Annotated in this window: 25 protein-coding genes and 1 pseudogene; 8 read left to right on the top strand and 18 right to left on the bottom strand. The window is 36.7% G+C overall.

The features are described from left to right. Positions 1 to 59: 59 nt before the first annotated feature. The 3 genes from OR571_RS02515 to OR571_RS02505 form a co-directional block, all read right to left on the bottom strand. The gene (locus tag OR571_RS02515) at positions 60 to 374 is read right to left on the bottom strand and encodes a DMT family transporter (RefSeq protein WP_282241287.1); all 315 of its coding nucleotides are present in this window, start codon (positions 372 to 374) and stop codon (positions 60 to 62) included. Further along, positions 374 to 706 carry a DMT family transporter gene (locus tag OR571_RS02510; RefSeq protein WP_282241286.1) on the bottom strand — a complete coding sequence of 111 codons (333 nt, stop codon included), beginning with the start codon at positions 704 to 706 and terminating at the stop codon, positions 374 to 376. The genes OR571_RS02515 and OR571_RS02510 overlap by 1 nt, the downstream gene beginning before the upstream one ends. A 404-nt stretch (positions 707 to 1,110) precedes the next feature. Continuing rightward, entirely contained in the window at positions 1,111 to 1,851 is a 741-nt protein-coding gene (locus OR571_RS02505) for a hypothetical protein (RefSeq protein WP_282241285.1), read from the bottom strand. Positions 1,852 to 2,004: 153 nt separating this feature from the next. Between OR571_RS02505 and OR571_RS02500 the strand changes: the two genes are divergently transcribed. Further along, entirely contained in the window at positions 2,005 to 3,192 is a 1,188-nt protein-coding gene (locus OR571_RS02500; RefSeq protein WP_142539442.1) for an FtsW/RodA/SpoVE family cell cycle protein, read from the top strand. 67 nt (positions 3,193 to 3,259) lie between these two features. Here OR571_RS02500 and OR571_RS02495 read toward each other — a convergent pair whose 3' ends face one another. Then, a complete protein-coding gene (locus tag OR571_RS02495; RefSeq protein WP_170206517.1) occupies positions 3,260 to 3,397 on the bottom strand; it encodes an Lmo0850 family protein in 138 nt (45 codons plus the stop codon). A 404-nt stretch (positions 3,398 to 3,801) separates the two neighbouring features. Here OR571_RS02495 and OR571_RS02490 point away from each other — a divergent pair, with 404 nt between their 5' ends. Beyond that, positions 3,802 to 4,215 carry a CBS domain-containing protein gene (locus OR571_RS02490; RefSeq protein ID WP_282241283.1) on the top strand — a complete coding sequence of 138 codons (414 nt, stop codon included), beginning with the start codon at positions 3,802 to 3,804 and terminating at the stop codon, positions 4,213 to 4,215. Between the two features lie 161 nt (positions 4,216 to 4,376). Beyond that, positions 4,377 to 5,534, top strand: coding sequence for an MFS transporter (locus OR571_RS02485; RefSeq protein ID WP_282241282.1), 1,158 nt, complete (start codon positions 4,377 to 4,379; stop codon positions 5,532 to 5,534). A gap of 47 nt (positions 5,535 to 5,581) precedes the next feature. On the opposite strand, the gene OR571_RS02480 is transcribed toward OR571_RS02485, so the two are convergent. Further along, positions 5,582 to 6,844 (bottom strand): MFS transporter, encoded by a 1,263-nt coding sequence (locus OR571_RS02480; RefSeq protein WP_282241281.1) that lies wholly within the window; start codon positions 6,842 to 6,844, stop codon positions 5,582 to 5,584. A 112-nt stretch (positions 6,845 to 6,956) separates the two neighbouring features. On the opposite strand from OR571_RS02480, the gene OR571_RS02475 reads away from it, so the two are divergent. After that, a complete protein-coding gene (locus OR571_RS02475; protein ID WP_282241280.1) occupies positions 6,957 to 7,910 on the top strand; it encodes a helix-turn-helix domain-containing protein in 954 nt (317 codons plus the stop codon). 23 nt (positions 7,911 to 7,933) lie between these two features. Continuing rightward, positions 7,934 to 8,191, top strand: coding sequence for a hypothetical protein (locus OR571_RS02470; RefSeq protein ID WP_282241279.1), 258 nt, complete (start codon positions 7,934 to 7,936; stop codon positions 8,189 to 8,191). Between the two features lie 53 nt (positions 8,192 to 8,244). On the opposite strand, the gene OR571_RS02465 is transcribed toward OR571_RS02470, so the two are convergent. The 5 genes from OR571_RS02465 to OR571_RS02445 all read right to left on the bottom strand — a co-directional run bounded on the left by OR571_RS02465 (position 8,245) and on the right by OR571_RS02445 (position 15,031). Further along, positions 8,245 to 9,807: an aminotransferase class V-fold PLP-dependent enzyme gene (locus OR571_RS02465; protein ID WP_282241278.1), complete on the bottom strand. Its 1,563-nt coding sequence runs from the start codon at positions 9,805 to 9,807 to the stop codon at positions 8,245 to 8,247. 15 nt (positions 9,808 to 9,822) lie between these two features. Further along, entirely contained in the window at positions 9,823 to 10,932 is a 1,110-nt protein-coding gene (locus OR571_RS02460) for an ABC transporter permease (protein WP_282241277.1), read from the bottom strand. After that, a complete protein-coding gene (locus OR571_RS02455; RefSeq protein WP_282241276.1) occupies positions 10,929 to 12,203 on the bottom strand; it encodes an ABC transporter permease in 1,275 nt (424 codons plus the stop codon). The genes OR571_RS02460 and OR571_RS02455 overlap by 4 nt, the downstream gene beginning before the upstream one ends. A 14-nt stretch (positions 12,204 to 12,217) precedes the next feature. Beyond that, positions 12,218 to 13,147 (bottom strand): ABC transporter ATP-binding protein, encoded by a 930-nt coding sequence (locus OR571_RS02450; RefSeq protein WP_282241275.1) that lies wholly within the window; start codon positions 13,145 to 13,147, stop codon positions 12,218 to 12,220. Between the two features lie 558 nt (positions 13,148 to 13,705). Continuing rightward, positions 13,706 to 15,031: an L-cystine transporter gene (locus OR571_RS02445; RefSeq protein ID WP_282241492.1), complete on the bottom strand. Its 1,326-nt coding sequence runs from the start codon at positions 15,029 to 15,031 to the stop codon at positions 13,706 to 13,708. A 368-nt stretch (positions 15,032 to 15,399) separates the two neighbouring features. On the opposite strand from OR571_RS02445, the gene cls reads away from it, so the two are divergent. Beyond that, positions 15,400 to 16,854, top strand: coding sequence for a cardiolipin synthase (gene cls, locus OR571_RS02440; protein ID WP_282241274.1), 1,455 nt, complete (start codon positions 15,400 to 15,402; stop codon positions 16,852 to 16,854). 35 nt (positions 16,855 to 16,889) lie between these two features. On the opposite strand, the gene OR571_RS02435 is transcribed toward cls, so the two are convergent. The 4 genes from OR571_RS02435 to OR571_RS02420 form a co-directional block, all read right to left on the bottom strand. Further along, the gene (locus OR571_RS02435) at positions 16,890 to 17,714 is read right to left on the bottom strand and encodes a M15 family metallopeptidase (RefSeq protein ID WP_282241273.1); all 825 of its coding nucleotides are present in this window, start codon (positions 17,712 to 17,714) and stop codon (positions 16,890 to 16,892) included. A gap of 120 nt (positions 17,715 to 17,834) precedes the next feature. Then, on the bottom strand, positions 17,835 to 18,080 hold the full coding sequence (locus tag OR571_RS02430) for a hypothetical protein (protein WP_282241272.1): 246 nt from the start codon (positions 18,078 to 18,080) through the stop codon (positions 17,835 to 17,837). A gap of 46 nt (positions 18,081 to 18,126) precedes the next feature. Next, a complete protein-coding gene (yidC, locus tag OR571_RS02425) occupies positions 18,127 to 18,894 on the bottom strand; it encodes a membrane protein insertase YidC (protein WP_142539429.1) in 768 nt (255 codons plus the stop codon). Positions 18,895 to 18,957: 63 nt separating this feature from the next. Next, a complete protein-coding gene (locus OR571_RS02420) occupies positions 18,958 to 19,749 on the bottom strand; it encodes a helix-turn-helix transcriptional regulator (protein ID WP_282241271.1) in 792 nt (263 codons plus the stop codon). Between the two features lie 312 nt (positions 19,750 to 20,061). Between OR571_RS02420 and OR571_RS02415 the strand changes: the two genes are divergently transcribed. Next, positions 20,062 to 21,198 carry an MFS transporter gene (locus OR571_RS02415; protein ID WP_282241270.1) on the top strand — a complete coding sequence of 379 codons (1,137 nt, stop codon included), beginning with the start codon at positions 20,062 to 20,064 and terminating at the stop codon, positions 21,196 to 21,198. A gap of 39 nt (positions 21,199 to 21,237) precedes the next feature. Here OR571_RS02415 and OR571_RS02410 read toward each other — a convergent pair whose 3' ends face one another. Further along, a complete protein-coding gene (locus OR571_RS02410) occupies positions 21,238 to 21,534 on the bottom strand; it encodes a hypothetical protein (protein WP_282241269.1) in 297 nt (98 codons plus the stop codon). A 178-nt stretch (positions 21,535 to 21,712) separates the two neighbouring features. On the opposite strand from OR571_RS02410, the gene OR571_RS02405 reads away from it, so the two are divergent. Then, a complete protein-coding gene (locus OR571_RS02405; protein WP_282241268.1) occupies positions 21,713 to 22,204 on the top strand; it encodes a GNAT family N-acetyltransferase in 492 nt (163 codons plus the stop codon). A 17-nt stretch (positions 22,205 to 22,221) separates the two neighbouring features. Here OR571_RS02405 and OR571_RS02400 read toward each other — a convergent pair whose 3' ends face one another. From OR571_RS02400 to OR571_RS02390, 3 genes and pseudogenes are all read right to left on the bottom strand, one after another. Next, on the bottom strand, positions 22,222 to 22,686 hold the full coding sequence (locus OR571_RS02400) for a DUF4064 domain-containing protein (RefSeq protein WP_282241267.1): 465 nt from the start codon (positions 22,684 to 22,686) through the stop codon (positions 22,222 to 22,224). Between the two features lie 321 nt (positions 22,687 to 23,007). Beyond that, positions 23,008 to 23,289, bottom strand: a complete 282-nt coding sequence (locus tag OR571_RS02395) for a GNAT family N-acetyltransferase (RefSeq protein WP_282241266.1) — start codon at positions 23,287 to 23,289, stop codon at positions 23,008 to 23,010. A gap of 33 nt (positions 23,290 to 23,322) precedes the next feature. Next, positions 23,323 to 24,290 (bottom strand): annotated as a pseudogene (locus tag OR571_RS02390) (ring-cleaving dioxygenase). Positions 24,291 to 24,422: the final 132 nt, after the last annotated feature.

Here is a 24,422-nt window from a genome sequence, read left to right as displayed (position 1 = left end):
TAACCTCCACGTTTTGGGATACTACTAGTTTATCACGGACCGCATCATTAGATGAACACCTATCCGAATAATTTCAAGCCTACCACACCAAAAATAATGCAGCTTAAAAAGAATAACTTTTTCCAGCTTTTTTTCTCATGGAAAAAGTACATACCTACTAATACACTTCCAGCTGCTCCAATTCCCGTCCATACTGCATATCCAGTGCCTACCGCAATATCTTTTAGAGCAAGTGATAAGAGGAAAAAGCTTAAACAAGCTGAAATCACAGTAAAAATGGTATATTTCACATTTTTAAAACCATCTGAGAGCTTCATATTGACCACGAATGCTACTTCGAATAGACCTGCAACAATTAACACAATCCACTCCATTAGGCAACCTCCTCTTCATCATCCACTAGCTTTAGCCCAATGATGCCAATGAGTAATACACCTAAAAAGAATAGCTTACCGAAGCTGACTTCCTCATGAAACCATAGAATCCCTACAATTACAGTTCCCGCCGCACCGATCCCTGTAAAAATAGCATATGCCGTTCCAATTGGAATCGTCTTCATTGCTTTTGCAAATATGAAAAAACTTACGACTAAAAAGACAATTGTAATGATAGAAGGCACTAGCTCCGTAAAGCCATTCGCTTCTTTAAGGCCAATCGCCCAAACGATTTCCGTTAACCCTGCAATGATTAATAATAACCAAGCCACTTATAAACACCTCTGTTCTATTACATTCACTCATTTTAGCACAAGAAAGATTAAGGAAATAATAAAAACAAAATGAGCTAAGAAGATTAAGTATATGTGTTTCGCATTATAGGGAAACCGCGCGGTAGTGAGTTGATTGAAGTGTCCGCTAGGATTTCCGATGCAGGGCGGACGCTTTCCGCCGGCTTGGCTTCAGCCGCTTCCTTCGCTACGCTCAGTCCAGGGTCTTCAGCTCAAGCTATTCCGGCTGGAGTCGCCGCCCTTTCGCTACAATCCACCATATTAGTCACAAGTTTACTGTTAAAATCGATATTTCTTAAGAGATGTTATGGTTGCCACGTACCCCCTACTTAATATTTTTCTATAAAAAAACCTTTTGCAGCTAATTGCAAAAGGTTTTAACATTAAAGTTGGATTAAAAAATCAGCAGGCTTCTTTAAATGATGCTTTAAATCGCCTAGCACTTCATCTGGAAATATATTATCGGGTAAGCTTCTAATTTCAATTCCATAATTGGTTTTCCCTATTTTGCATAAAGACATGAGGACGCCATCCTCATAGTAGTCGGCATATGCTTCTATTTTTTGGGTCGTCAATTCCGGTAAAACGACGTTGTTTTTTTTACGCCAAAAAGCAGTGTTTTTTGCTTTTTCACTAACTTGTTGGTTAAACACACTAGCAACCAATTGATGGAAGTCTTCTGAATCGCGGAAATATATTTTCGTTATCTGTTCACTCTCATCCGTCAAATAAACAAATCTATTTTGAAGATGATGATAAAAAGGTAAACGTAACGTCTCTTTCTTATGTGCGATATAAAGCAGCTCCGCTTGCTCTTGAGGAGATAACATATTTAACTTACGTTCATCCGTAAAATCTAATAAGCATAAAGCGGTTGGTCTTTCTGCAAAATCCTTTAAAAAGCGATTATATTGATCATGCACAACAAACTCCAGCTGTGTATGAATATTAAAAGATGCTTCTTCGTATTCATGCTTTAATAATAAAAGAGCGGGCAAGTCTGAGAATTGCCGAATAAACTGGTGAACAGTAATACCACTAAACAACACAAAATGCTCGATATCATTTACATGCACATATAAATGCGTTATATATTCTTCAATTTCTTTCTCTTTTTTTGCCACTCAATTCACCCCTTTATTCTAAATAATATAATAGCATAATTTTTCCAATGAAACATCTTTATCTTAATCTTCGTCTCTTTTATCTACAAGCCAAAAACATTATTTTAAGCTATAATGAATAAGTGAAATTTGAAAGAAATTTAGGTGACTCTTATGGAAAACAAAAAAGGCTTTGCCGATCGCTTCGATTGGACCCTCGCTTTTATTATATTATTATTTTTAATCGTTAGTTTACTTGCTATTTCTTCTGCAGTAACTACTGGTCAATATGCTGGATACAACTTTGTAGCGAAACAAGTTTTCTGGTATGGCGTTGGTGCCGTCATTATCGGGCTTGTCATGTTTTTTGAACCTGATCAGTACAAAAAAATGTCTTGGTATATTTATGGTATTGGTGTACTGCTACTATTCATTCTTTTTATCTTGCCGGGTAGCTTAGCACTGGTTGAACCAAGAAACAATGCGAAAAGCTGGTTCCACTTACCTATTGGGGATATTCAACCCGCTGAATTCATGAAAACTTTTTTTATATTAGCTCTTGCCCGTTTAATCACAAATCATCATGAAGTATATTTAATGAAGTCTTTAAAAACGGATTTTATTTTACTCGGAAAAATCGCTATTACCTTGCTGATTCCATTAGCCTTTATTCTCAAACAGCCTGACCTAGGAACTGCGCTTGTTTTTATCGCTATTACAGCAGCGTTAGTTATAGTAGCAGGAATAACTTGGAAAATTATTCTCCCGTTATTGTTGGGATCCGTAACTATAGGGGCGTCTCTTCTTTGGATGGCGCTTTATATGCAAGATTTTTTACAGGAAAAGTTCGGCTTACAGGGTTACCAATTCGCTCGTATATATTCTTGGCTTGATCCTTATTCCTATGCCTCCGATGAAGGAATGCACTTAATCACTTCCTTAAACGCTATTGGTTCAGGGGAAATATTTGGTAAAGGTTATGGTGGACGAGTTGTGTATGTACCTGAAAATCATACCGACTTTATATTTGCTGTTATAGGTGAAGAGTATGGCTTTATAGGTACAAGCATTGTCATCAGTATTTTCTTTTTACTTATTTTTCATTTAACGAAAATTACGCTTCAGCTTAAAGATGCGTATAGCACGTATGTATGTGCAGGAATCATTGCTATGATTACATTCCACGTGTTCGAAAATATTGGGATGACGATACAATTGCTACCAATCACGGGGATTCCATTACCATTTATAAGCTACGGTGGTAGTTCGCTCATGGGAAATATGCTCGCACTCGGCCTCGTATTCAGTATGAAATTTCACCATAAAACGTATATGTTCGCTAAAAATGAAGATGATGACTAAAAAAGAATGGATTTAAAAAGAGTGGCTCTAAAGTTCAATTTTATACGAACTTTTCGAGCCACTCTTTTTAACTTTGCGTGTGGGGAGTTTGTGCTGGTGGTGCTAACGCTTTAAGTATGTCAAGTCTCGATTTTGTCATTGTAACTGTAACACCCAGCTTTGAAAGATTACTTACAATTTTCTTTAAATCAACTTCCTTTGCCATTCTATCCACCTCGTCCTCTCCATTTATTATTACGATTTATGTTGAAAAAAGTTTCTTTTGTTTTTTATTTTGTTTTTATCATACCACTTTTTTATTCATTTTAAACTTTCTTTTATATTACATATTTTAAACTTTTGTAAACCAAACTAGTAAAGAAATGTGGAAGCGCCTATGTCTGCCCCGACAGGCAAATGGGGTGGGGTAGGTCTGCAAAGTGCGCCACATCGTGTGGCAAAGCAGACATAACCCGTATCGTACGGGCCAAGGAGGTAGCTCCTCAGCCACCACAAGCGATTTTGTTTGCGACGAGCTTTGCGCAGGAGCAGACATTTGCCCCCGAGGGGCAAGGCGCTGAAACTAGACAGTTACAAAATGAAAACTGCGAACAAAAGGAGTGATTTAATATGAACGTGAAAGATGTGATGAGCAGAGAAGTAGTAACATGTAATCCGCAAGATTATGTAAATGAAGTTGCAGATCAAATGCGAACACTAGATATCGGTTGTTTGCCAGTTGTCAGCAACAAAAAATTAGTCGGTATGATTACGGATCGAGATATCGTGACACGTGCTGTTGCAAGAGATGTACGAAGTAAAGTAGAAGATGTCATGACGAAATCAGTCATTTCCGTTTCTCCTGACGATACAACCACAGAAGCTTCGGCAGTGATGGCACGCAATCAAGTTCGCAGGCTCCCCGTAATGGAAGATGGTTTACTTGTTGGCTTCGTATCTTTAGCTGATCTAGCATTCCCTTTTCCGCATGTGCAAGAAATTTCAAACGCTATGGAAAGCATTTCCGAACCACGAAGTTTTTAAACGAAGAGCTATCCCAAAATTTCGAGGGATGGCTTTTTTGAGTTTTCCATTCGCATTCAATAAATTGAATACATAAAAAAGTGACTCCATCTCCAATGTGCCAAACCTTATGAAAACATGTAATATAGAAAGTAGAAGTTTTCCAGAAGGCAGGTTTTTGTATGAAAAAGACTCTTTTTATATTAATGTCCATACAGTTTTTAGTTTATCTAGGCTTTGGGATTATCATTCCCGTTTTACCCGAAGTCATTTTACAGCAGAATTATCAAGAAATTCATGTTGGCGGTTTACTTACCATTTACTCCCTAGCTGCTTTTTTCACAGCACCATTTTGGGGAATGCTCTCTGATCGTATTGGTCGGAAAACACTTATATTAGTTGGGTTAGTTGGATTTAGTTTGAGTTTCTGGCTATTTTCTTTATTTTTTGATTCATTATTTATGCTTTATTTATCCCGTGTAGTAGGAGGATTATTCTCCGGCGCACTTTACGCAGCGGTAACTGGATTTGCTGCTGATTTATCAGATGAAGAAAATCGCAATAAATATATGGGTTTTCTTGGAATGTCGATTGGTTTAGGATTTATTTTTGGACCTGCAATTGGCGGTGTACTTGGACATGTTAACTTAGCACTTCCGTTTACTGTTTCCGCATTGTTATTACTGGCGATTTTTTTGTATGCATTTATTATTTTGAAAGAGCCAGAACGTACCGGAGAAGCAAACAAACGTGCTCTACTTCCCAAAGGTGCTGCAAGTCTTTGGAGTTATCGTATTAAGTATTTATTTTTGTTTTCCTTTATGGTCACTTTTTTACTTGCTGGTTTAGAGGCTACATTCCAGTTGTTCCAAATTGAAAGAATTGACATTACACCACTTCAAATTGGTTATCTATTTATGTTTAGCGGGTTTGTTGATGCAGCTATTCAGGGAGGTGTCGTGCGTCGTATAAAAAATGGCACCGAAACAAAGTGGCTCTTATATGCACAAATTTTCACGGCTATCGGCTTGTTTATGACTGTATTTACAAACAGCATTTTCTGGGCTGGTTTCTCCTTATGCGTATTCACTGCAGGAAATGCGCTTGCAAGAACAACAATTGTTTCACTTACTTCGAAAGAGTCAGGTGGACGCTACGGAACGGCAGCCGGAATGGCCTATTCAATGGATAACCTCGGGCGAATCATTGGTCCATTATTATTTGCATGGTTGTTCACCGTTCAACCGGATAATATTTATGTCTTTTCTGGTGCACTTGCGATATTAACTATCGGATTGATTTTCGCATTCCGTAATTCAAAGAAAATGTTAAAAGTGTAGAGTAAAATTGCATGCCAAGGAAGCGAAAAGTCGCTCCTTGGCATTTTCTATTTCAGTTCAGGATGTGCGGTACGAATAACGGATGGTCTTGCTAGTATCAATACAACCGCTATTAATAACAGACTCGATACGATAAGAACCCCTTCTGCAGGCAGCAAATCATACAAAAATCCATAAATTACCGTCCCTAGAGGCATAAGCGCCATTGCCATCGTTTCTATAATAGAGAATACGCGGCCTTTATAATCATCCTCAATCATCTTTTGCATCATCACCTGCATTGGAGTATTTGTGATGATCATCGCAGATCCGAGACAAAACATTAAAATAGCATAGTAACCGAATGTAACATTGTAGGACATGCTAACGATTAATGGTAAAGCTACTGCTCCCATAAGGACACCCATTATTACTATACTTCTCTTTGAAAGCAATAAAGGATACTTGACTTCTTTTCTGGTAGAGAAGTAAATGGATAATAGCAACATACCTACCGCAAAAGCACCCTCTGTTAATCCAAAATGCTCAGAAGCCACTTTTAGCTTTTCGATTAAAATAAATGAATAACCTACCATATAAGCACCAAATAAAAAATTAATGAAAAGTGAAATCCACACAATCGCTTTCAAAATGGGTTGGTTTTTCAAATAACGCAATCCTTCTTTCATACTTTGAAGCATTGGTTCTTTTTCTTCTCCCTCCACAACTTCTTTGCGTTTTGCAAATAAAGTAAAATTCATCGTAGACTCTAAAGCTACCGCAATAACCGATGCAACCATGTACATAATTAGAAACACTGGCATAGGAACTGCCCCATATAATAACCCACCTAAAGCTGGACTGCCGATTGCAGCAAATGAAATCGACATTTGGTTCAGCGACATCGCTTTTTGAATTCTTCCTTCATCCACTAATCCTGTAATGGATGAGCTAAATGTGACACTAGAAAACGTAGAAGCCAACGATAAAATAACAGTCGTTGTATAAATTGCTATTAATGACAAACCAGCCGTTATACTAACTATAAGTAAGCCGATTATTGCTAAAGTCGTTGCAATTTGCGCTGCTATGACAATAATTTTCCGCGAATATCTGTCCGCAGCATACCCTGCAAATGGCGCAACTAAAGTTCTTGGCAAAATACTACAAATCAAATTCAATGCAAAGTTTGAAGCGGACCCAGTCAACTGTAAAATATAAAAACTGATTGCGAAAGCATACACTTGTGCCCCAAAACTAGAAATCATTTTACTAATCGTAAACGTCCACAAATGATAGGTAGCCCTTTTCAGCTTTAGCACTTCTTCCATTTTCATTTCCCCTTTGAAATGTTTAATTTAATTAAACAAATAATAGCATAGCATTACTTTCATTTCAACCAAAAGTTTAATATAATTAAACTAATAAACCGAGGTGAAGAATATGCCAACATTAGGAGAGCGAATTCGCAAACTGAGAAAACAACAAAATATGACTTTAGAAACGCTGGCGGGCACAGAGCTCACAAAAGGAATGCTTAGCTTAATCGAAAACAACAAAGCAAACCCTTCCATGGAAAGTTTAAATTATATAGCAGGACGACTAAACGTGGATGTTACGGATCTTTTAGAAGAAGTTAGCAACATCGAATTAAGAGAGCTACTCGAAAAAGCGGAAATCCTTTTTAGTACGAACTATGAGGATCTAACAAATGAGCACGAGCAACTAATTGAATTAGTGAAACCATATGTGCCTAAGCTTACAAAAGGATATGAAGCTGCTCGTTTACTAGAAATGTACAGCCGCTGTTTATCATTAATAAACATCGATGACTCTGAAAATCTTCTAAAACGTGTGGCAGTGATGTATGAACAGTTAAATTTAACGACAAAACAAGGAGATATAGGGGCATCCCTTGCAGTAATTCCATATATGAAGCATCAATATCAAGAGTCGCTGGACATACTTCTGAAAGAACGTGCAAAACTAGAAGCCAATCCATTATGGATAGACCCCCTATCTCACTTAGATTACGATTATTTAGAAGCTACTTTATATTTTGCTGTCGGCAGATATGATGATGCGATTCGTGTAATGGAAAAAGCCATTCAGTATTCGAATAAACATAAGATATTTAAGCAAGTGGATAATTTGTATAGATTAGCGGCCGCACAAGCGATGATGGCAGAGGATGAGATAAAAATAGAACATTATTTAAATAAGCTTCTTGCATATAGTGAATTTGCCGATGATGAGGATTCGAAAATTTTCATCTATTACGCTAATATCCATTACTTAAATTCTTTTAAAAAAATGTATGAAGAAGCAGATCATTTATACAACACACTTTCGATTAAAAGTATAAATAAAAAACTATTCACTCCTTTTTCTTATTAGAAAGAGGTAAAACGTTTTTTGGCTTGGGCCAATTCGAACAAGCAATCGAAAAATTAAAGGAAGTTACTATACCCGAAATCCTTCATCATCCAATCGATTTATCGACCTTCTACGAGAAAGATGCCTATATGGCATTATGTTACTTAGAGCTAGGTCAGAAGGATAAGGCAATGAAAGCAGTACAAGTTGCTGTCGATAATATCCGTAAAATGCCAGAAACACCATATAAAAAATTCGTTGAAGAAATTTATAAAAAAGTGTTCTCTCCCTATCAGAACTGACTGGGAGACAACACTTTTTATTAAGTCGATTTATTATTTTTTTCAATCATCATTTACTTGGTATGGTATGCCCGATAATTATCCATCCAATTTGTAAACTTCGACCAAGCATCTTCAAAATCTGGTTGAATACATGAAACCTGTAGCAATCCTCGGTCCACTAAATAATCACTTTTATAATGAAGATCGAAACCGGACATTCTTGCATCCTCGGCTAAATGAGGAAAGACTTTTTCCTGCCAAGTAATAATCATTGGGTAATGATCATCCGCTAATAATTGGATTTGCTGCTTCTTCACTTCTTCCTCGATGAACTTAATCCGTTTTTGTAAAAGTGTATATCTTGCACCTTTTTCATAGGCTTTCAGGGCATTCACTAAGCTTTGTACAAGCTGGGAGGACATCGTAAACGGGATCATTTGGCTAGCTGTTAGACCAATATCTAAATAAGCTGGAATGTTATCGCTCGTTACAATTTCCGAGTTTGAAAAGACAAATGCTAAACCACTCATGGTTCCAATAGCTTTTCCACTGACTCCAGTAGCTAAATACACACCATCCATTGAAAATGGTAACGCACCAAAAGAACTTACACAATCTGCACAAAGCAACACATTATATTCTTTGCACATTTTAGCGAATGCTTCCAGATCATTTAACATTCCCGTAGAAGTTTCCCCGTGCACCATTAATAACCAGCTATAATTACCAGTTGCAAGTTCTTTTTCAATTTCCGTCTTATCAAATGGTGTCCCCCACTCATAGGCTTGTACCTCAAAAGCAAGCCCCCATCTACTGGCCTGCCTTTCCAAGCGTTCTCCAAATGCACCGTTTGTAAGTATTAGCCCCTTCTCTCCTAATACGTATAATTGGGCAATCATCGCTTCGTTCGCAAGCGTCCCACTTCCGGATAAAAGATGTACATAGTCTGCCCCACTCATCCCCAAGAGTTTATTTTTCACTCGTTCTAGCATCACTTCAAATGCATGCGATCGATGGGATATTGGTTTTTCTAGAAATGCCTGTTGAATCAGTTCCGTTTGTTGAACAGGTCCCGGATAAAACGAATATCTTTTTTGCTTAAACCGAGCAGCAACGGAACGGTCAAATCGTTCTCTTGTCAGCACCATTGGAACAAAAAGGGCATCCCCTGTCCCGACAGTTTCTGCAAAAGGTTCAAAACCTAGTTGATTATATAATTTTTGTTCACGAATAGTTCCTGATATAACAGCAGCCCCGTATCCGTTCTCATACGCATAATCAGATAATGCACGCGCTAAATAGTAAAATACTCGTCCATTTCGATGAGCCTTATCGACTGCCATTAAACGCACTTCACACAACAGTCCATTAAGCGCATCATTGGGAAGCAAATCCTCTACTGGTCCAAGCTTTAAATCTAAGGAAAAAGGACGGACTGCACGAAATGCAACCATCCCTGCGAGTTCCTGATCCTTTAGCACAATAACATACACGTTTTCATGATGAAATGGATCCACCCTCATTCCACTTGGATCCGGTTCATGCTGCGGAATTTCTTCTACAAACGTTTGATAATTTAATCTAGCAATCGCTTCAAATTCTTTTTCTGTCCTCGCAATTTTACACCAGTACATTCCAAACACCCCTATCTATTCACTAGAATGGTATCGTTCTGTCCTTTTTTCTAGTAAAGTAATACCAATCACGATTAGCAATATTGCTAAAAGTATCATCATAGATATATACGAAAAGACTCCACCTAAAGTTTCCCCATAAATGGTAACTCTTTTTAAAGCTTCCATTCCGTAATAAATAGGAGATATCCATTTCATCGCTAGCAGCCCTTCTGATTGAACGATTTCTAGCGGCCAGTATGCCCCGCCAATCATTGCAAAAGCTACAGCAAGTAAAGAAATAATAACGCTGCTCTGACTAACGGTTTTCACAAGTGAAATAATAAACAACGAAAACGCCATGACGAGTAATACATACACACTAGAAATAACGACCACTTTCCAGAATCCACCGTACATATTTGTACCAATGATGAAGCGAAACAAGAAAATGACTAACAGCATTTGTATAAGTCCAATAAGATAACTAAAAGATAAATGACCGAAATACAATTGAAATCTACTTATAGATGCAAGCTTCAAACGATTCCATATTCCTGTTCGTTTATCTTCTAATATAAATTGAACGTTGATAGAAATTGTATAAAAGACAAAATAGAGCATGAACCCAAAAAGACTTTGAAGTGCTCCGTCGTATCTAAAAACTTGAGACTCATCCATAGAGGACTTTTCCAATAGAAATGATGGTTCTTCCACCATACTGTTTTCTACTTCTTCCCACTTACTCTCTCCAGCATTGGTAACTATCTGTTCTTGAAAAGAAAGCTCGTTATAGATGGTTACTACTTCAAGAGACAGCATTCTTACGATGTCCGATTCGGTATCTGCTAAAACAGAATACGTTTTTTCATAAAGCTGTAATCCGATTTTGTCCCTCTTTTCTTTCATTACTTCTTGCAATTCTGCCTCTGTTAAAACGGTAATGGAATAATCATCTATATGTTGTAGCCTTTCCAAAGCCTTATTACTCATATCCGTGTCATCCGTCGCGACTAATAAGGTTACACTACTACCGACGCCACCGCTTAATACATACGCAAAAATAACAGTCATAACCGTCATTGAAATAAGAACGAGAGGTTTTCGTTTCAAGTTTTGCAACCTTGCCAGCCATATTCCTTTCACGATGTCACCCCTCTTTTTGGAAATAAAACAATAGATAGCAATATACAAATAACAAACCAGCCATACAATGTGAACATATAAGACCAAATAACTTCTAATAATTGTCCTTTTTGAATCGCTAAAATAGCGCTCATTGTTGCTCCATTAGGCGTAAAACTCCCTATATTCGCAAGCAGACTAGAGACGTCCCCTATGTTAAAAAACGAACCTCCTAAAAAAGCGAATATGGAAACTACTAAACCACTGAATATATTTGCAACTCCTTCTGATTTCGTTCGAAGTTGTAATGTCGTGAGTAAAGCAGAAAGCCCTCCGATAAATAAACTAAAACTTAACGCGATTAAAGTCATTCCTTCCAAACCAATCCAGTCAATACCTAACACAAATTTACCGTATAGTAGGATGATGACTTGCTGCATCAGTGCAATAATCATTCCCGTTATAAAGATAGAAAAAGCATATAGTGTGGCGGGTACACCCGCTAAAAGGATTCGATCATATACTTTCCACTGCACTTCCTGCAAAGCAAAGCCAGCCAAAAACGTCGGTATATAAAGTGCAAACATCACAAGCATTCCAACTGTGTAATAAATCGAAGCAGGAATTTTTCGTTCACTTCCTTGCAACACCTGTTCAATCCTTTCAACCGCTTGCTCATTTTGCATTACTCCATCAGCTGGAATTCCAGCTTTCGTTAAAGCAAGCGATTTAGTGAAACCACTTTGCCACTCTTCGAGCACCGATTGAATAATCGAAGCGCGTATTCCATTTTCTTGGCTTAAAAACAAATCCATATCAGGGGTTTCCTGTTCATCAAAATAAGCTGATTTTATGTAATTGAAACGAAAGTCTGCAGGAATCACTAAGATGCCAGCGATTTCTTTGTCTTTTCTAAGATTATCGAGTTCAGTAGATTGCCTATTTTCCTTCGCAATATATTTACTAATATCTTTTGTGTCCAAAATTGATTCTTCTAAGATATAAATAGGATCATTGCTCTTGAAAACTTGAAGTAAGGCCTCCAAAGCAGGTCCGTTAACTCCCCCTTCTTTCAAAAAACTTTCAATAGACGCCTCTTCCTGTTCCCAGCTCGACTCATCTATTAGTACAAGTTTAGCCTGAATAGCTGCTTCTTCCTCACTATTCATCACACTAGCGAGAGCAGTAGAAAGAATGGTAATGAGCACAACAGGCATCACGAGCAAAATAATAAGCGGCTGTTTGTTACGCAGCAACATTTTCATCTGTTTTCCAATTAAACTAAGTAACATCACAGATTCTCCCCCTAATCCCTCAATGCTCTGCCTGTCAAATGTAAAAATACATCTTCCAGAGAAGGAACTTTCACAATCGCAGAAGTAATAGTCACTGCATTTTCTGCAGCAATTGCAAATATAGTCGCCAGTGGCTCTTCGTTTTGGGGCATTGTAATCAATAGTATTTCATCTTCTTTGCGAATATTAGCAGTTGGAAAATGCTTTTTTAGAGCCGCCTCGAATCCCTTTGATAAGACATGTGCTTTTAATTCGATGGTTTGATTGTCTGAAACTAGTGATTTTAATGTTTCTTTTGTGCCGTGGGCAATGATTTCACCTTGGTCCATAATATAAATCTTGTCACAGAGAAGCTCTACTTCTTCCATGTAGTGGCTGGTGTAAAGTAATGTCATGCCTTCTTCGACGAGCTGTTTGACAGTATCTAAAATATAGGCTCTCGATTGCGGGTCAATCCCAACTGTCGGTTCGTCCATGATTAAGATAGATGGATTATGTAAAAGTGCTGCTCCAATATTTAAACGACGCTTCATACCTCCAGAAAAGGTTTTCACTATATCGTTTTTGCGGTCAGACAAACCAATTTTCCGCAATATTTCTTCCGTACGTTCTACGAGTAATTGTCCTTTCAATCCATAAATACGTCCAAAAAAGTGTAGGTTTTCTTTTGCAGAGAGCTCTGGATACAATGCAATTTCTTGTGGAACTACACCGAGTGTTTTACGGAGAGCCTCTGGATTTTTATTGATGGATACGTTATTCCATAACACCTCACCACTTGTCGGCATTATTAAAGAAGATAACATGGAAATAGTTGTAGACTTACCAGCACCATTCGGACCGAGTAACCCAACAGATTCTCCTGCCTCCAGAAGCATATTAACTTTATGAACCGCTTCTTTTGTTTTGAATTTCTTGTGAAGATCAATCGCTTGTAGCATTTATCCAACTCCTTGTTATGCATATTTAGTTAAATTATAACAAACTATTTTCTTAAAATTGAAAATCTGTTCATTAAATTTATGTAAAGTATAAGGAAATTATTTAGGAAGGGCTGGATAAAAATGTAGATGACTTTGAAATTAGCTTGTTGCCGATACCAACCACAGAGCAGTATGTAGATTTACTTGCTTTCAATGAACAACCGAAAATCTGCTTAAAATTTTGTTTAACAAGTCTATACAAATTAAATAATCAATACTAGTGATTTCCGCTGCAGGCGGCGACTCCAGCGGGAATAGCGTGAGCTGAAGACCCCGCAGGAGCGCAAGCAACGAGGAGGCTGAAGCCATGCCCGCGGAAAGCGTCGCCCTGTAGCGGAAATCCTAGCCGACACTTCATTCAACTCACTACCGCTCAGTTTCCCTATACTGCGCATAAGGTGCTGATAAAATCTAATGTCTAGCTTAGACATTTTGTTGCAGAACATTTTCCAATGCCAGAGATACTTAATAAAACACAAAAAGCCACCCTCGAAAGGACGGCTTTTCGTATTTCTATTAAGCTTCTACCGATTGTGTTTCTAACGGTGCATTATATACGTCTTTGTCTAACTCTCCAGTAATTTTTGCTGTAGTAACTCCTGCTGTCATTGAACCACTTACGTTTACTGCAGTACGCCCCATATCGATTAATGGTTCTACTGAAACGAGTAAACCAGCTAAAGCAACCGGTAAATTTAAAGCAGAAAGTACTAGAATTGCGGCAAATGTTGCTCCGCCTCCTACACCTGCAACACCAAATGAACTGATAGCAACAACTGCTACGACTGTTAAGATGAACATCGGATCTAATGGATTAATTCCTTGTGATGGGGCAATCATAAATGCAAGCATTGCTGGATATACACCCGCACATCCGTTTTGCCCAATAGACAAACCAAATGATCCTGAGAAGTTAGCAACTCCTTCTGTTACACCTAATTTGTTCGTTTGTGTATTAATGTTAATAGGTAATGTCCCTGCGCTTGAACGTGAAGTAAACGCAAACAGTAATGGCTCTGCTGCTTTTTTCAAATAAGTTATTGGATTTAGCCCAGATAACAAAATAATTAGTAAGTGCATGCCAAACACTACTGCAAGTGCTACGTAAGAAGCTACTACAAACTTACCTAAGTTGAATATTGCTCCAAAATCAGATGTTGCTACTGTTCTTGCCATAATTGCTAAAATTCCGTATGGCGTTAAACGTAATACAATTTTCACTACACTCATGACAAGTGCATAAACTGCATCAATACCCTTTTTAATAATCGCTGCATTATCTTTGTCTCGACGTGAAACCCCTAAGTAAGCGAATCCTAAAAATGCTGCAAAAATAACTACAGCGATAGTAGATGTGGAACGTGCTCCTGTGAAATCTAAAAATGGATTTGCAGGTAGCAATTCAATTATTTGCTCAGGAAGCGTTTTATCTGCTACTTCCGCAGAACGTCCTTCATAATATTCTGCCCGAGCTGACTCTGCATCTCCTTGCACAATTTGATCTGCATTTAAATCAAATATCGCCGCTGAGCCCATACCTACAAGTGCAGCTATTGCTGTCGTACCGATTAAGATACTTAAAATGATGGCCGCCATTTTCCCGAAGTTTTTACCAATTGTAATTTTCGTAAACGCACCCAAAATTGAAATAAACACTAATGGCATTACAATCATTTGAAGAAGCTTCACATATCCTGTTCCAATTAGGTTATACCATTGTACAGAGTCTGCTAATACTTCTGATGTTACTCCGTAAATAAAGTTTAGCGCTAGGCCTAATGCAATCCCTAGCCCTAATGCTGTAAATACTCTTTTTGAAAAAGAAACATGTTTCTTTTGCATTATGATTAATATTCCAACGAAAACCAATAAGGCTACCACGTTAAGAATAATGAATAATAAATCCACCTGAAATACCTCCCTATTTAACTCTTAACATATAATAATTCTTTTATTCCTATTGGTCAAGTGGGTTTTTAAACTAAATTGTATCGTCAAGGAATTCAAACATTCTATTTCTCTCAAAAGAAAGGCAATCGTAGTTTAACATATCCAGTAGTAAGGGTATTATTCTTTCAAGCATTATAAGCATCTGGAGCAATTCAATAGATGTCGCGATTACGCCAAAATGTAATAGATATTTGCTTTTCTTCTTTCTTTTCGTTAAATCAGCTATACTGAAGATAAACTTCACTTTAGGGGGTGTTACTATGGCAGCAAGCGTTTATAGCCTACTCGTTTCCGGCATTCTTATTTTAAATATTTTCCTTGCTATTGCATTAATATTTTTGGAAAGGCGGGACGCTTCTTCCACATGGGCTTGGATTATGATTCTGTTTTTTATCCCTATCGTAGGATTCGGTATCTATTTGTTATTTGGAAGAAAGTTACGTAAAAAGCATTTATTTCGATGGGAAGGAAAAAACAAAATCGGGATTGATAAGCTGATCGAATTCCAAATGGAAGCTATAGAGGATGACTCATTCGATTTCCGCCTAGATGATGCTAGTCATTATAAAGAGCTTATTATTATGCATTTGCATAATAACCACGCAGTCTTAACACAAGACAACGATGTAGAAATTTTTACGGATGGTCGTAAAAAATTCGATGCGCTCCTACATGATTTAGAAAATGCGAAAGATCATATTCATATTCAGTATTACATTTTTCGTTTAGACAACCTTGGGCAGAAAATTTACCAAGTGCTTTTAGCAAAAGCAAAACAAGGGGTAAAAGTTCGAATATTATACGATGATACTGGATCTCGTTCCTTAAGGAAAAGACATTTTAAAGAACTAATTGATTTGGGTGGAAGGGTGGAAGCTTTCTTTCCTGCCATTTTACCTCTCATTAATCCTCGGATGAATTATCGTAATCACCGAAAAATAGTCGTAATTGATGGACGTATTGGCTATATCGGAGGATTTAATGTGGGGGATGAGTATTTAGGATTAAACAAAAAGTTTGGATATTGGCGGGATACGCATTTACGGATTGAGGGAAGCTCCGTTCATCCGCTCCAAACACGTTTTATACTGGATTGGAACCAAGCTTCCGCTGAACATGATATCGAATACTCCGACATCTTTTTCCCAGCTATCCCTTTAAAAGGTTCTGTCGGTTTACAGATCGTTTCGAGCGGTCCGGATTCCGAATGGGAACAAATTAAAAATGGATACTTAAAGTTAATCATGATGGCTAAAAGGTACATTTATATCCAAACTCCATACTTTATCCCGGATGCTAGTTTTATGGACACATTACGTATTGCCTGCTTATCAGGTATCGATGTGCGGATCATGATTCCAAACAAACCAGACCATATTTTTGTTTATTGGGCTACTTACTCCTATGTTGGAGAACTTATAAAAGCTGGGGCAAAAATTTACATTTACGAAAATGGATTTTTGCATACAAAAATGATTGTAATTGATGATGAAGCCTCTACTGTAGGGACAGCTAATATTGACGTTCGAAGTTTTAAGTTGAATTTTGAAGTGAATGCATTTATCTATGATCGGGAAACTTCTCATAAGCTAGCTGAAATTTTCGAAGAGGATATGAAAGTATCAACCGAGATGACGTGGGAGATTTACGAGGAACGAACTAAAATGATTAAATTTAAAGAATCACTGGCACGATTGCTATCTCCAATATTATAAAAAAGAGGTTTCCAAAGTCGGAAACCTCTTTTCATTTATAAGTTGAAATATTCTTCTAACGTTATTCCTGCTTCAAAAACCTTTGGGGCAAGCTCTTTACCTACATATCGGAAATGCCATGGTTCGTACATATATCCAGTGATTTTTTCTTTTCCATTTGGATAGCGCATGATAAAACCATACTTATGGGCGTTGGCAGCCACCCATTTGCCAGCTTCTGTTTCTCCAAAGCTCTCTCTAGCAAAATGTTGTTCAAAATGCTTTTCTCCTATATCGAAAGCAAGCCCTGTTTGATGTTCAGAATAGCCTGGTCTGGCACTATAGCGATCGGCTGCCTCTTGACCATCATTACTTACATACTTTTCATATAGAGTTGTTTGATATTCAAACGAACGATACGTACTAAATGCAACCAACTCATAGCCAGAAAGTTTAGCTTCTGCTGCCATTTCCTCAAAAGCAGCTCTTGCTTCCTTGCTTTCCCCTGGTGCATAAGTAGATGGCAATGGATATTTTTTACTTGCAATCAATATCCCTTCCACATAAGTTGGTTCTTCCGGCAATGTTTCGTTGCCCACATACCCTTTTGCTCCTGACATATCAACTTCAGGTTCCACAACAGTTGGGGTTTCTACAACCGGTTCTTCTTCTACTGGTTCTTCTACTGGTTTTTCCTCTACGGGTACAGACTCCTCTGCTTTAAGGGAAATTCCTAATGCAGCTATACTTTTATCTATATCCCAGTCATTCCACCAAATCCACCCGACAATTGCTACTATTAAAACTCCTAAAATGGATCCTGAAACAATATAAGGCCATTTTCTTTTCTTCTTTTGTAACATACTATATCTTGACTTCATGTACTCGTCTTCCTTCTTTCCACTAACGATACTTCTAGTTTACCATTTTTTCCTGAATAATTCGCTAGACTATCTTCCTTAAAATAAAAATACGTCTACCTTTCTCAGGTAAACGCATCTTTAAAATAATATTAATCCTAAAACGACGAAAAACAGGATAGTAAATACTATTGCCATCGTTCTCATCCACTTTGCCTCGCGTGGAAATCCTTTTTCCTTAAAACTAATCGCACGGTAGCCATTACTAAGTGCAAAAATAGCTGTCATAAATAAAACTGCTAGGTTTAAATTACCTAATACGATAAACACTAAGGCAGTAATTGCTGCTCCTACAATTAAAATACCAAAAATCCAATTTCTTTTCATTTCATACACCTCACAAGAAAAAACGAAGCTATAAAAGCTTCGTTTTTTATACTGATTCTTTCGCTTTCTCTGGATGATTAGAATAGAATTTTCTTCCCAAGTATGTTTGGAATATTAATAATAGCCCACCAACTGCCCAATAAAGTGGCAATGCTGCCATTGAGCTGAACGAGATGAACATAATCATAATAGGAGAAATATAAATCATCATCTTCATTTGTTGCTTTTGTTGTTCTGGTACTGTCCATAATGATACTTTCGCTTGAATGAAATACACTGCTCCCGCTATAAGTGTCATCGCGATATCAGGAGAACCTAAGTTAAACCATAAAAACGGATGGGCTTTAATCTCTGTTGAATGCGAAATAGCAAAGTATAATCCCATTACAATAGGCATTTGAATAAGCATTGGCAAGCAACCCATATTCAATGGATTTACACCATGTTTGCGATATAGACCCATCATTTCTTGTTGTAAAGCCATTTGTTCTTCTTTAGATTTTGTTTCTTTTAATTTCTTTTGAATTTCATCCATTTCTGGTTTCAATTTGTCCATTTTTTCTTTCATGCCTTGCTGATGCTTATAGTTTCTAAGCATTAATGGCATAAGTGCAAAACGGATAATAACTGTGATAGCGATAATCGCTAGCCCATAGCTACCATTGAACATTTCACCAAAGAAATGTATCAAAAATTCAAAAGGTCGAACAAATATATTGTAAAAAGTACCCTCTTTGTTTTCTACTCCTGCGCATCCACCTAATACAAGGGCTGCGAATACAAGAATAGAAAGTAAACTAATCTTCTTTTTCAATTCATTCACCTACAATTATCAAACTATACAGAGTATACATCACTATGAAGCTATTTATCAAATCTAAAGTGATTTAGGCTCATTAGGGAAAACATATTTAAAGGTCGGATGTTCCAGATGATTTCTAAATTGTTTAGGTGTAACACCTGTATATTTTTTAAAAATACGCGTGAAGTAACTTTGGTTGCAAAAATGGAATGCATCTGAAATATCCAAAATAGGTTTGTTCGTGTGCCGTAAAAAAAACTGACATTCTTCAACTTTACGAATATTTAAATACTCCACTAAAGTTACACCAGTATGTTCTCTGAATATACGAGACAAATGGCTTGTACTAATATTGAAATGATTTGCAATATCCTCCACCGTTAAACTAGTCTCAATCCCATCGTTGATAAATAATATTACTTTATTCACTGTTTGGTGACCGAAGGAGGGTTTTTTCCTCTCTGTGATGACCAAAACAAAAAATTCTACTAGCTCATCTGCACATTGGAGAAATTGAGCATCATTCATTTGTGTATCAATAATATCAACGCTTGCAATATTAAAGGCCATTACTTTATCAGTAGGTACTTGGTTTTCGTAAAGCTTTCTCGCCATAATGGATGCTAATTGAATATAGTAATTTTTCACATTTAATATCATTTGTTTTCCAGTTCTAGCAATGATTAAGTCAATCATTTTTCTCAATACTGCTTTTGCTTCTTCTATTTCATATGAAAACATATGTAGAAATAACTTCTTCTCTAATTCGAAAAACTGATCTAGTCCTTCGATTCTATTGGTGACACCCATTTCTTTGTTATAAGACTTGGAGAAATACTCCAAAAATATTTTCTCTTTGCTATACATACAAACCTCATCTTTCTTTTCGTCTAGTACTTTTGGAATTCGTACTTTAGGAATACAGAATCACTTTATATCATTATACTGGAAGTTTAAAATATTATCACTTAAAAGAAGTGATATTTTTCACATAAATTTCCTTTGTTATTATATAAACATAATTATATGTATACTATAGTTTATTTCGTCATTTTCCACTATTTTTCAATTATCCTCTATAAATATTTATACTATCCAAATATTATTTCCCGTTTCTAGTGTGAAGCAGATCTAAATGCTAAACTAAGGAATAGTTCGATATAGAAAAGAGGATCTAAATTGCGCTTATTTGTTTATATCATTATCTTTTTCTCATTTTTTGATCTGTTTACACAATTGCCGATTATGAGTCCTTATGCTAATAAACTAGGTGCAACTCCATTTATAACCGGCTTAGTTGTAGGCATGTATTCTTTCGCCAATACAATCGGTAACATTATTTCTGGATTCTTGACTGATAAAAAAGGTCCCTATTACGTTCTACTATTTGGTTTATTTACTACTAGCGTTGCATTATTTTTGTATCATTTGGTAACAGAACCAATTGGTTTATTATTCATACGATTTATCCACGGTTTGGTTGCAGGATTTATCGTACCTGCATCTTTTACTTTTTCGGCTAACCAAACAGCTAGCGAAAAACGTGGGAAAGGGGTGGCACTATCTGGTGCATTTGTTGGATTAGCTGCTATAGTAGGTCCAGCTATGAGCGGAATTATTGCTAGTAAGAAAAGCGAAGTATTTGTACTTAGTATTACGGCTTGCGTTATGCTTATGTTAAGCATTTTATCGATTTTTCTTTTAAGATCCATTACAATACGTAGACAAACCACCATTCCTAAGTCAACTCCTACTATTTCTATTCGCCATTTTTTTCAGGAAGCTGGACTTGTAAAAGCTTTTGCAGGAGCATTTTTCTTAATGTTTTCGCAAGGCGTATTAGCTTATATGCTACCATTAAAGATATTACATCTCGGATTTGATACGAAAACTAGCGGTTTGCTATTAAGTACCTTCGGATTTGTCGCAATTCTGGTTTTTATTATGCCAACGAATCGTATTTTCGATCTGGTAAAGCCTGTGAAGACGCTGGCTTTCGGAATGTCTCTTATGGGTATAAGTATGTTGCTTTTAGGACAAACGGAGATATTGTTGTTTATGTATATTTGGATGGGTTTATATGGGGTCGGCTTTGCGTTTTTATTCCCTTCTATTAATTCACTATTAATCGATTCTACACATTCTTCTAACCGGGGCAAAGCGTATGGTTATTTCTATGCCTTTTTCTCTGTTGGGGTTGTAGCAGGATCGAGTGTGACTGGTTATTTAGAGTTAACTGCCAATGACGGCTTTTTCCTAACGGGAATTATTTTACTCATAATATCTGGTTTATCAATTTTAATCAATAAAAAGTAAAGACTCTGGCAAATTAAAAAGTGCCCTTAATAGGCACTTTTAATTTGTAACTTCTTCGGATTTTTTAGTGTTATCTTGTACTTCTTCATTATAATACTGGACACTTGTCATAGCCCCTTCAGATACCATTTTGTTATCTTGGACATCTTGAGGATCTGGGTTACCTGCTGTAGTTAAATCTGAGTTATTATGCTTTTGAGCTTCCATATAGGAATTTACTTTTGCCTTTGTATTGTTAAACGCTACCATCGCTTTGTCTCGATTTTCTTTTTTTCTAAAATAGGCATATGCCCCCGCTGCAAGACCTGCTAATAATAATGATTTATTTTTTGCCATTTAAATTACCTCCGAGTTCTCCTTATTCTATTACCTGTTAATATATACCCTCTTTTACACCACTTAAACTTTAATTTTCACTACAAAAATAAGAAGCTTGTGTTTTTATTCTACTTATTGGTAGAAGATTGCTCGTATTTTTGATATGATAACAAAAAGAATTTAGAGGTGAGTTCGAATGATTAGGGCGACGACGTTAGAAGATATTTCAACTGTACAACAAATCGCAAAGATCAGTTGGAACGAAACATATAAAGGTATTATTCCTGATAATATACAATCCCTTTTTCTAGAAAAAGCGTATTCGAATACAATGCTTGCGAAACGAATGGAAAAAACTATTTTTTTAATCGCTGAATATCAAGGACAGCCAGTTGGATTTGCTAGCTTTACATATGTAGATGAAGATGGTGATGCAGAACTAACTGCCATTTATATCTTGCCCGAGTATCAACAGCTTGGCTACGGTAAAAAGTTAATTCAAGCTGGCTTAGAGGAAATGCATTCTGGCCGCCAATTATTCGTTTATGTAGAAGGAGAAAATCAAAATGCTCGTTTTTTCTATGAAAAATTTGGTTTTGAATGCTTAGAAGAATTTGACGAATATTTTGAGGGGCATCCATTAACTACCGCAAAATACATGTACCTATTAAAAACACCAGCTTATTAAGCTAGTGTTTTTTCTAGTTATACAGTCTTATAGTATTCATCTTGATCAGTCAATTGTGCTGGTCCTTTACGAACAAAGCACATAATTGCAGCGATGTACAATAAGATCGAAGTCAATGAAATAATTCCCGCAAATAGTCCAGCTATTATAAACATAGCACCTGCAAGCTTCGGTTTTTTGTTTTTAGTAACAGCAACAATTCCTACGATATTCAATACAAGGCTAATCACAAGAACGATAACAAATCCCCACCCAAAAGTGCTGAACATTCCCGGTAATACGTCCAAAAATTGGACAACCATTTCAGCTTCCTCTCCTGTAAAATTCGGATCATTCAAGATTTCTTGTTGTATATCAGACTTTACTGACTCGTCTTGAATTGCAGCGCTTCCACTAATAACTAGAAAGGATACTCCTATAATTGCAATAATAGTAAAAACCGCACTAATTACTCCTAACACCATTTCTCCAGTACGTGACATATAGATAACCTCCATTAAAATTTTAATATAACTATTCTACGAATACAGTTTATAAAAGTTTCGTCTTTTTTCATCTTCCCGCAACCTTTTGGGTTAAACCTGTTTATATTATTTTATAATTGGGTATTTATATACTAACACTTATTCTAGAAAGGATGATTAGATGGAGAAAAAATTGATATTCAACCAGACTGATTTCTTTTACACATTGGCAGGTGCTTCGGTATTAACAGGTATCTTGGTATTATTTACACAGATTTAGTAAACAAAAAATAAAAAGGCAATCCACTTATTTATAAAGCGGATTGCCTTTTTGTTTTACTAGGCTTTTACATCATTATATTCATCTGATTTATTGAAGACTGCTACAACATAAGAGCATACAGCCTCCATTTTTAAATTATTTTGGCGAGCATAGGAAGCGGCAGCATCCAGTAGTTTTTTTGCTATACCTTGACCTCTTAGCTTATCAGAAACGAAAGTGTGATCCATTACCATAATGTCTCCAAGTAATGTCCACGTTATTTCTCCAAGTTTCTCTCCATCTTGCGTATACTCATACGCAAAAACGTCATTGCCTAATTCTTTGTATTGAAAATCCATTGTCTACCACTCCTTTTCTGAATTTTAACACACTTATTTGTTAATTGACAACGGACGCAACTTAGCTTCTATTTGGGCTCTTTGTGGTTCTAAAAAAGGTGGTAATGCAAGTTTTTCTCCAAGTGTTTCCATCGGTTCATCAGAATCGAACCCCGGTTCATCTGTTGCCAATTCGTATAAAATGCCGTTCGGTTCTCTAAAGTAAATAGATTTAAAATAATAGCGATCAACTAACCCTGAAGTAGTAAATCCCTGAGAGCGCAATAATTCTTCCCATTTTGGATAATCTTCCATTGTCGTTACACGGAATGCCACATGGTGGACACTTCCACGACCTGGACGCTCAATAGGCAAATCTGTACGCGTTTCGATATGCACTTCTCCTGCCGGCCCACCTTCTCCTGTAGTGTATACAAGAATATCTGGCATACTTTCTAATTTGGATGGATATGATCCTGCTAGTGTAAATCCGAGTATACTTTGGAGTACTTTTTCAGTTGCAGCCGATTTTCTTACTGTTAATGTAACTGGACCTAAACCTACTATGGCGTTTTTAGCAGAGATTTCATCTTTTACCCATGGTTTCCCATAAGGAATCCCTTGCCCATCATCAACTACAAGCATCATTCTGGAGCCTTCAAAATCCTCAAAATAAAGCGTGTTTCTACCATATCTTTTTACTATCTGATCATGGTGCACCCCATATTTCTCAAATCTTGTTTTCCAAAACGTTAATGCATCATCGCTTTGCACTCGAAATCCTGTATTACTAATACTTGATACTCCAGGATATGTTCGGCCTGCCATCGGAATATCAAAGTACGTCATATCCGTACCAGGTGTCCCTACTGCATCTGCGTAAAACAAATGATACGAAGAGGTACTATCCTGATTAACACTCTTTTTCACCAAACGCATCCCTAATATTCTAGTGAAAAATCATGATTTTTATCTGCATCTCCAGTAATGGCTGATACATGGTGTATACCCGCTAATTTCATATTTATGCCCTCCTTATTTATCTCGAATTCGAGATATATTAGTTATATATTATCAAAGATTTATTTTGTATGCAAATAATATAGAGGAAAGGCATTAAAGTGTATCCTTTTCCATGAATTTAATATTCGCAG

The organism is Psychrobacillus sp. NEAU-3TGS, assembly GCF_029955155.1.
Taxonomy (GTDB): domain Bacteria; phylum Bacillota; class Bacilli; order Bacillales_A; family Planococcaceae; genus Psychrobacillus.
Note: the sequence above shows the minus strand (reverse complement) of the source record. Positions and strands in the feature narration are given on the sequence as shown.

Bases quoted from the DNA above. Each gene is read 5' to 3' on its own strand.
- OR571_RS02485 (WP_282241282.1), top strand. From the start codon at position 4,377: ATGAAAAAGACTCTTTTTATATTAATGTCCATACAGTTTTTAGTTTAT.
- OR571_RS02450 (WP_282241275.1), bottom strand. From the start codon at position 13,147: ATGCTACAAGCGATTGATCTTCACAAGAAATTCAAAACAAAAGAAGCG.
- OR571_RS02455 (WP_282241276.1), bottom strand. From the start codon at position 12,203: ATGTTACTTAGTTTAATTGGAAAACAGATGAAAATGTTGCTGCGTAAC.
- OR571_RS02475 (WP_282241280.1), top strand. From the start codon at position 6,957: ATGCCAACATTAGGAGAGCGAATTCGCAAACTGAGAAAACAACAAAAT.
- OR571_RS02445 (WP_282241492.1), bottom strand. From the start codon at position 15,031: ATGCAAAAGAAACATGTTTCTTTTTCAAAAAGAGTATTTACAGCATTA.
- OR571_RS02395 (WP_282241266.1), bottom strand. From the start codon at position 23,289: ATGGATTTTCAATACAAAGAATTAGGCAATGACGTTTTTGCGTATGAG.
- OR571_RS02400 (WP_282241267.1), bottom strand. From the start codon at position 22,686: ATGTCACGTACTGGAGAAATGGTGTTAGGAGTAATTAGTGCGGTTTTT.
- OR571_RS02430 (WP_282241272.1), bottom strand. From the start codon at position 18,080: ATGAAAAGAAATTGGATTTTTGGTATTTTAATTGTAGGAGCAGCAATT.
- OR571_RS02515 (WP_282241287.1), bottom strand. From the start codon at position 374: ATGGAGTGGATTGTGTTAATTGTTGCAGGTCTATTCGAAGTAGCATTC.
- OR571_RS02490 (WP_282241283.1), top strand. From the start codon at position 3,802: ATGAACGTGAAAGATGTGATGAGCAGAGAAGTAGTAACATGTAATCCG.
- OR571_RS02420 (WP_282241271.1), bottom strand. From the start codon at position 19,749: ATGTATAGCAAAGAGAAAATATTTTTGGAGTATTTCTCCAAGTCTTAT.
- OR571_RS02465 (WP_282241278.1), bottom strand. From the start codon at position 9,807: ATGTACTGGTGTAAAATTGCGAGGACAGAAAAAGAATTTGAAGCGATT.
- OR571_RS02500 (WP_142539442.1), top strand. From the start codon at position 2,005: ATGGAAAACAAAAAAGGCTTTGCCGATCGCTTCGATTGGACCCTCGCT.
- cls (WP_282241274.1), top strand. From the start codon at position 15,400: ATGGCAGCAAGCGTTTATAGCCTACTCGTTTCCGGCATTCTTATTTTA.
- OR571_RS02410 (WP_282241269.1), bottom strand. From the start codon at position 21,534: ATGGCAAAAAATAAATCATTATTATTAGCAGGTCTTGCAGCGGGGGCA.
- OR571_RS02480 (WP_282241281.1), bottom strand. From the start codon at position 6,844: ATGGAAGAAGTGCTAAAGCTGAAAAGGGCTACCTATCATTTGTGGACG.
- OR571_RS02495 (WP_170206517.1), bottom strand. From the start codon at position 3,397: ATGGCAAAGGAAGTTGATTTAAAGAAAATTGTAAGTAATCTTTCAAAG.
- OR571_RS02435 (WP_282241273.1), bottom strand. From the start codon at position 17,714: ATGAAGTCAAGATATAGTATGTTACAAAAGAAGAAAAGAAAATGGCCT.
- OR571_RS02405 (WP_282241268.1), top strand. From the start codon at position 21,713: ATGATTAGGGCGACGACGTTAGAAGATATTTCAACTGTACAACAAATC.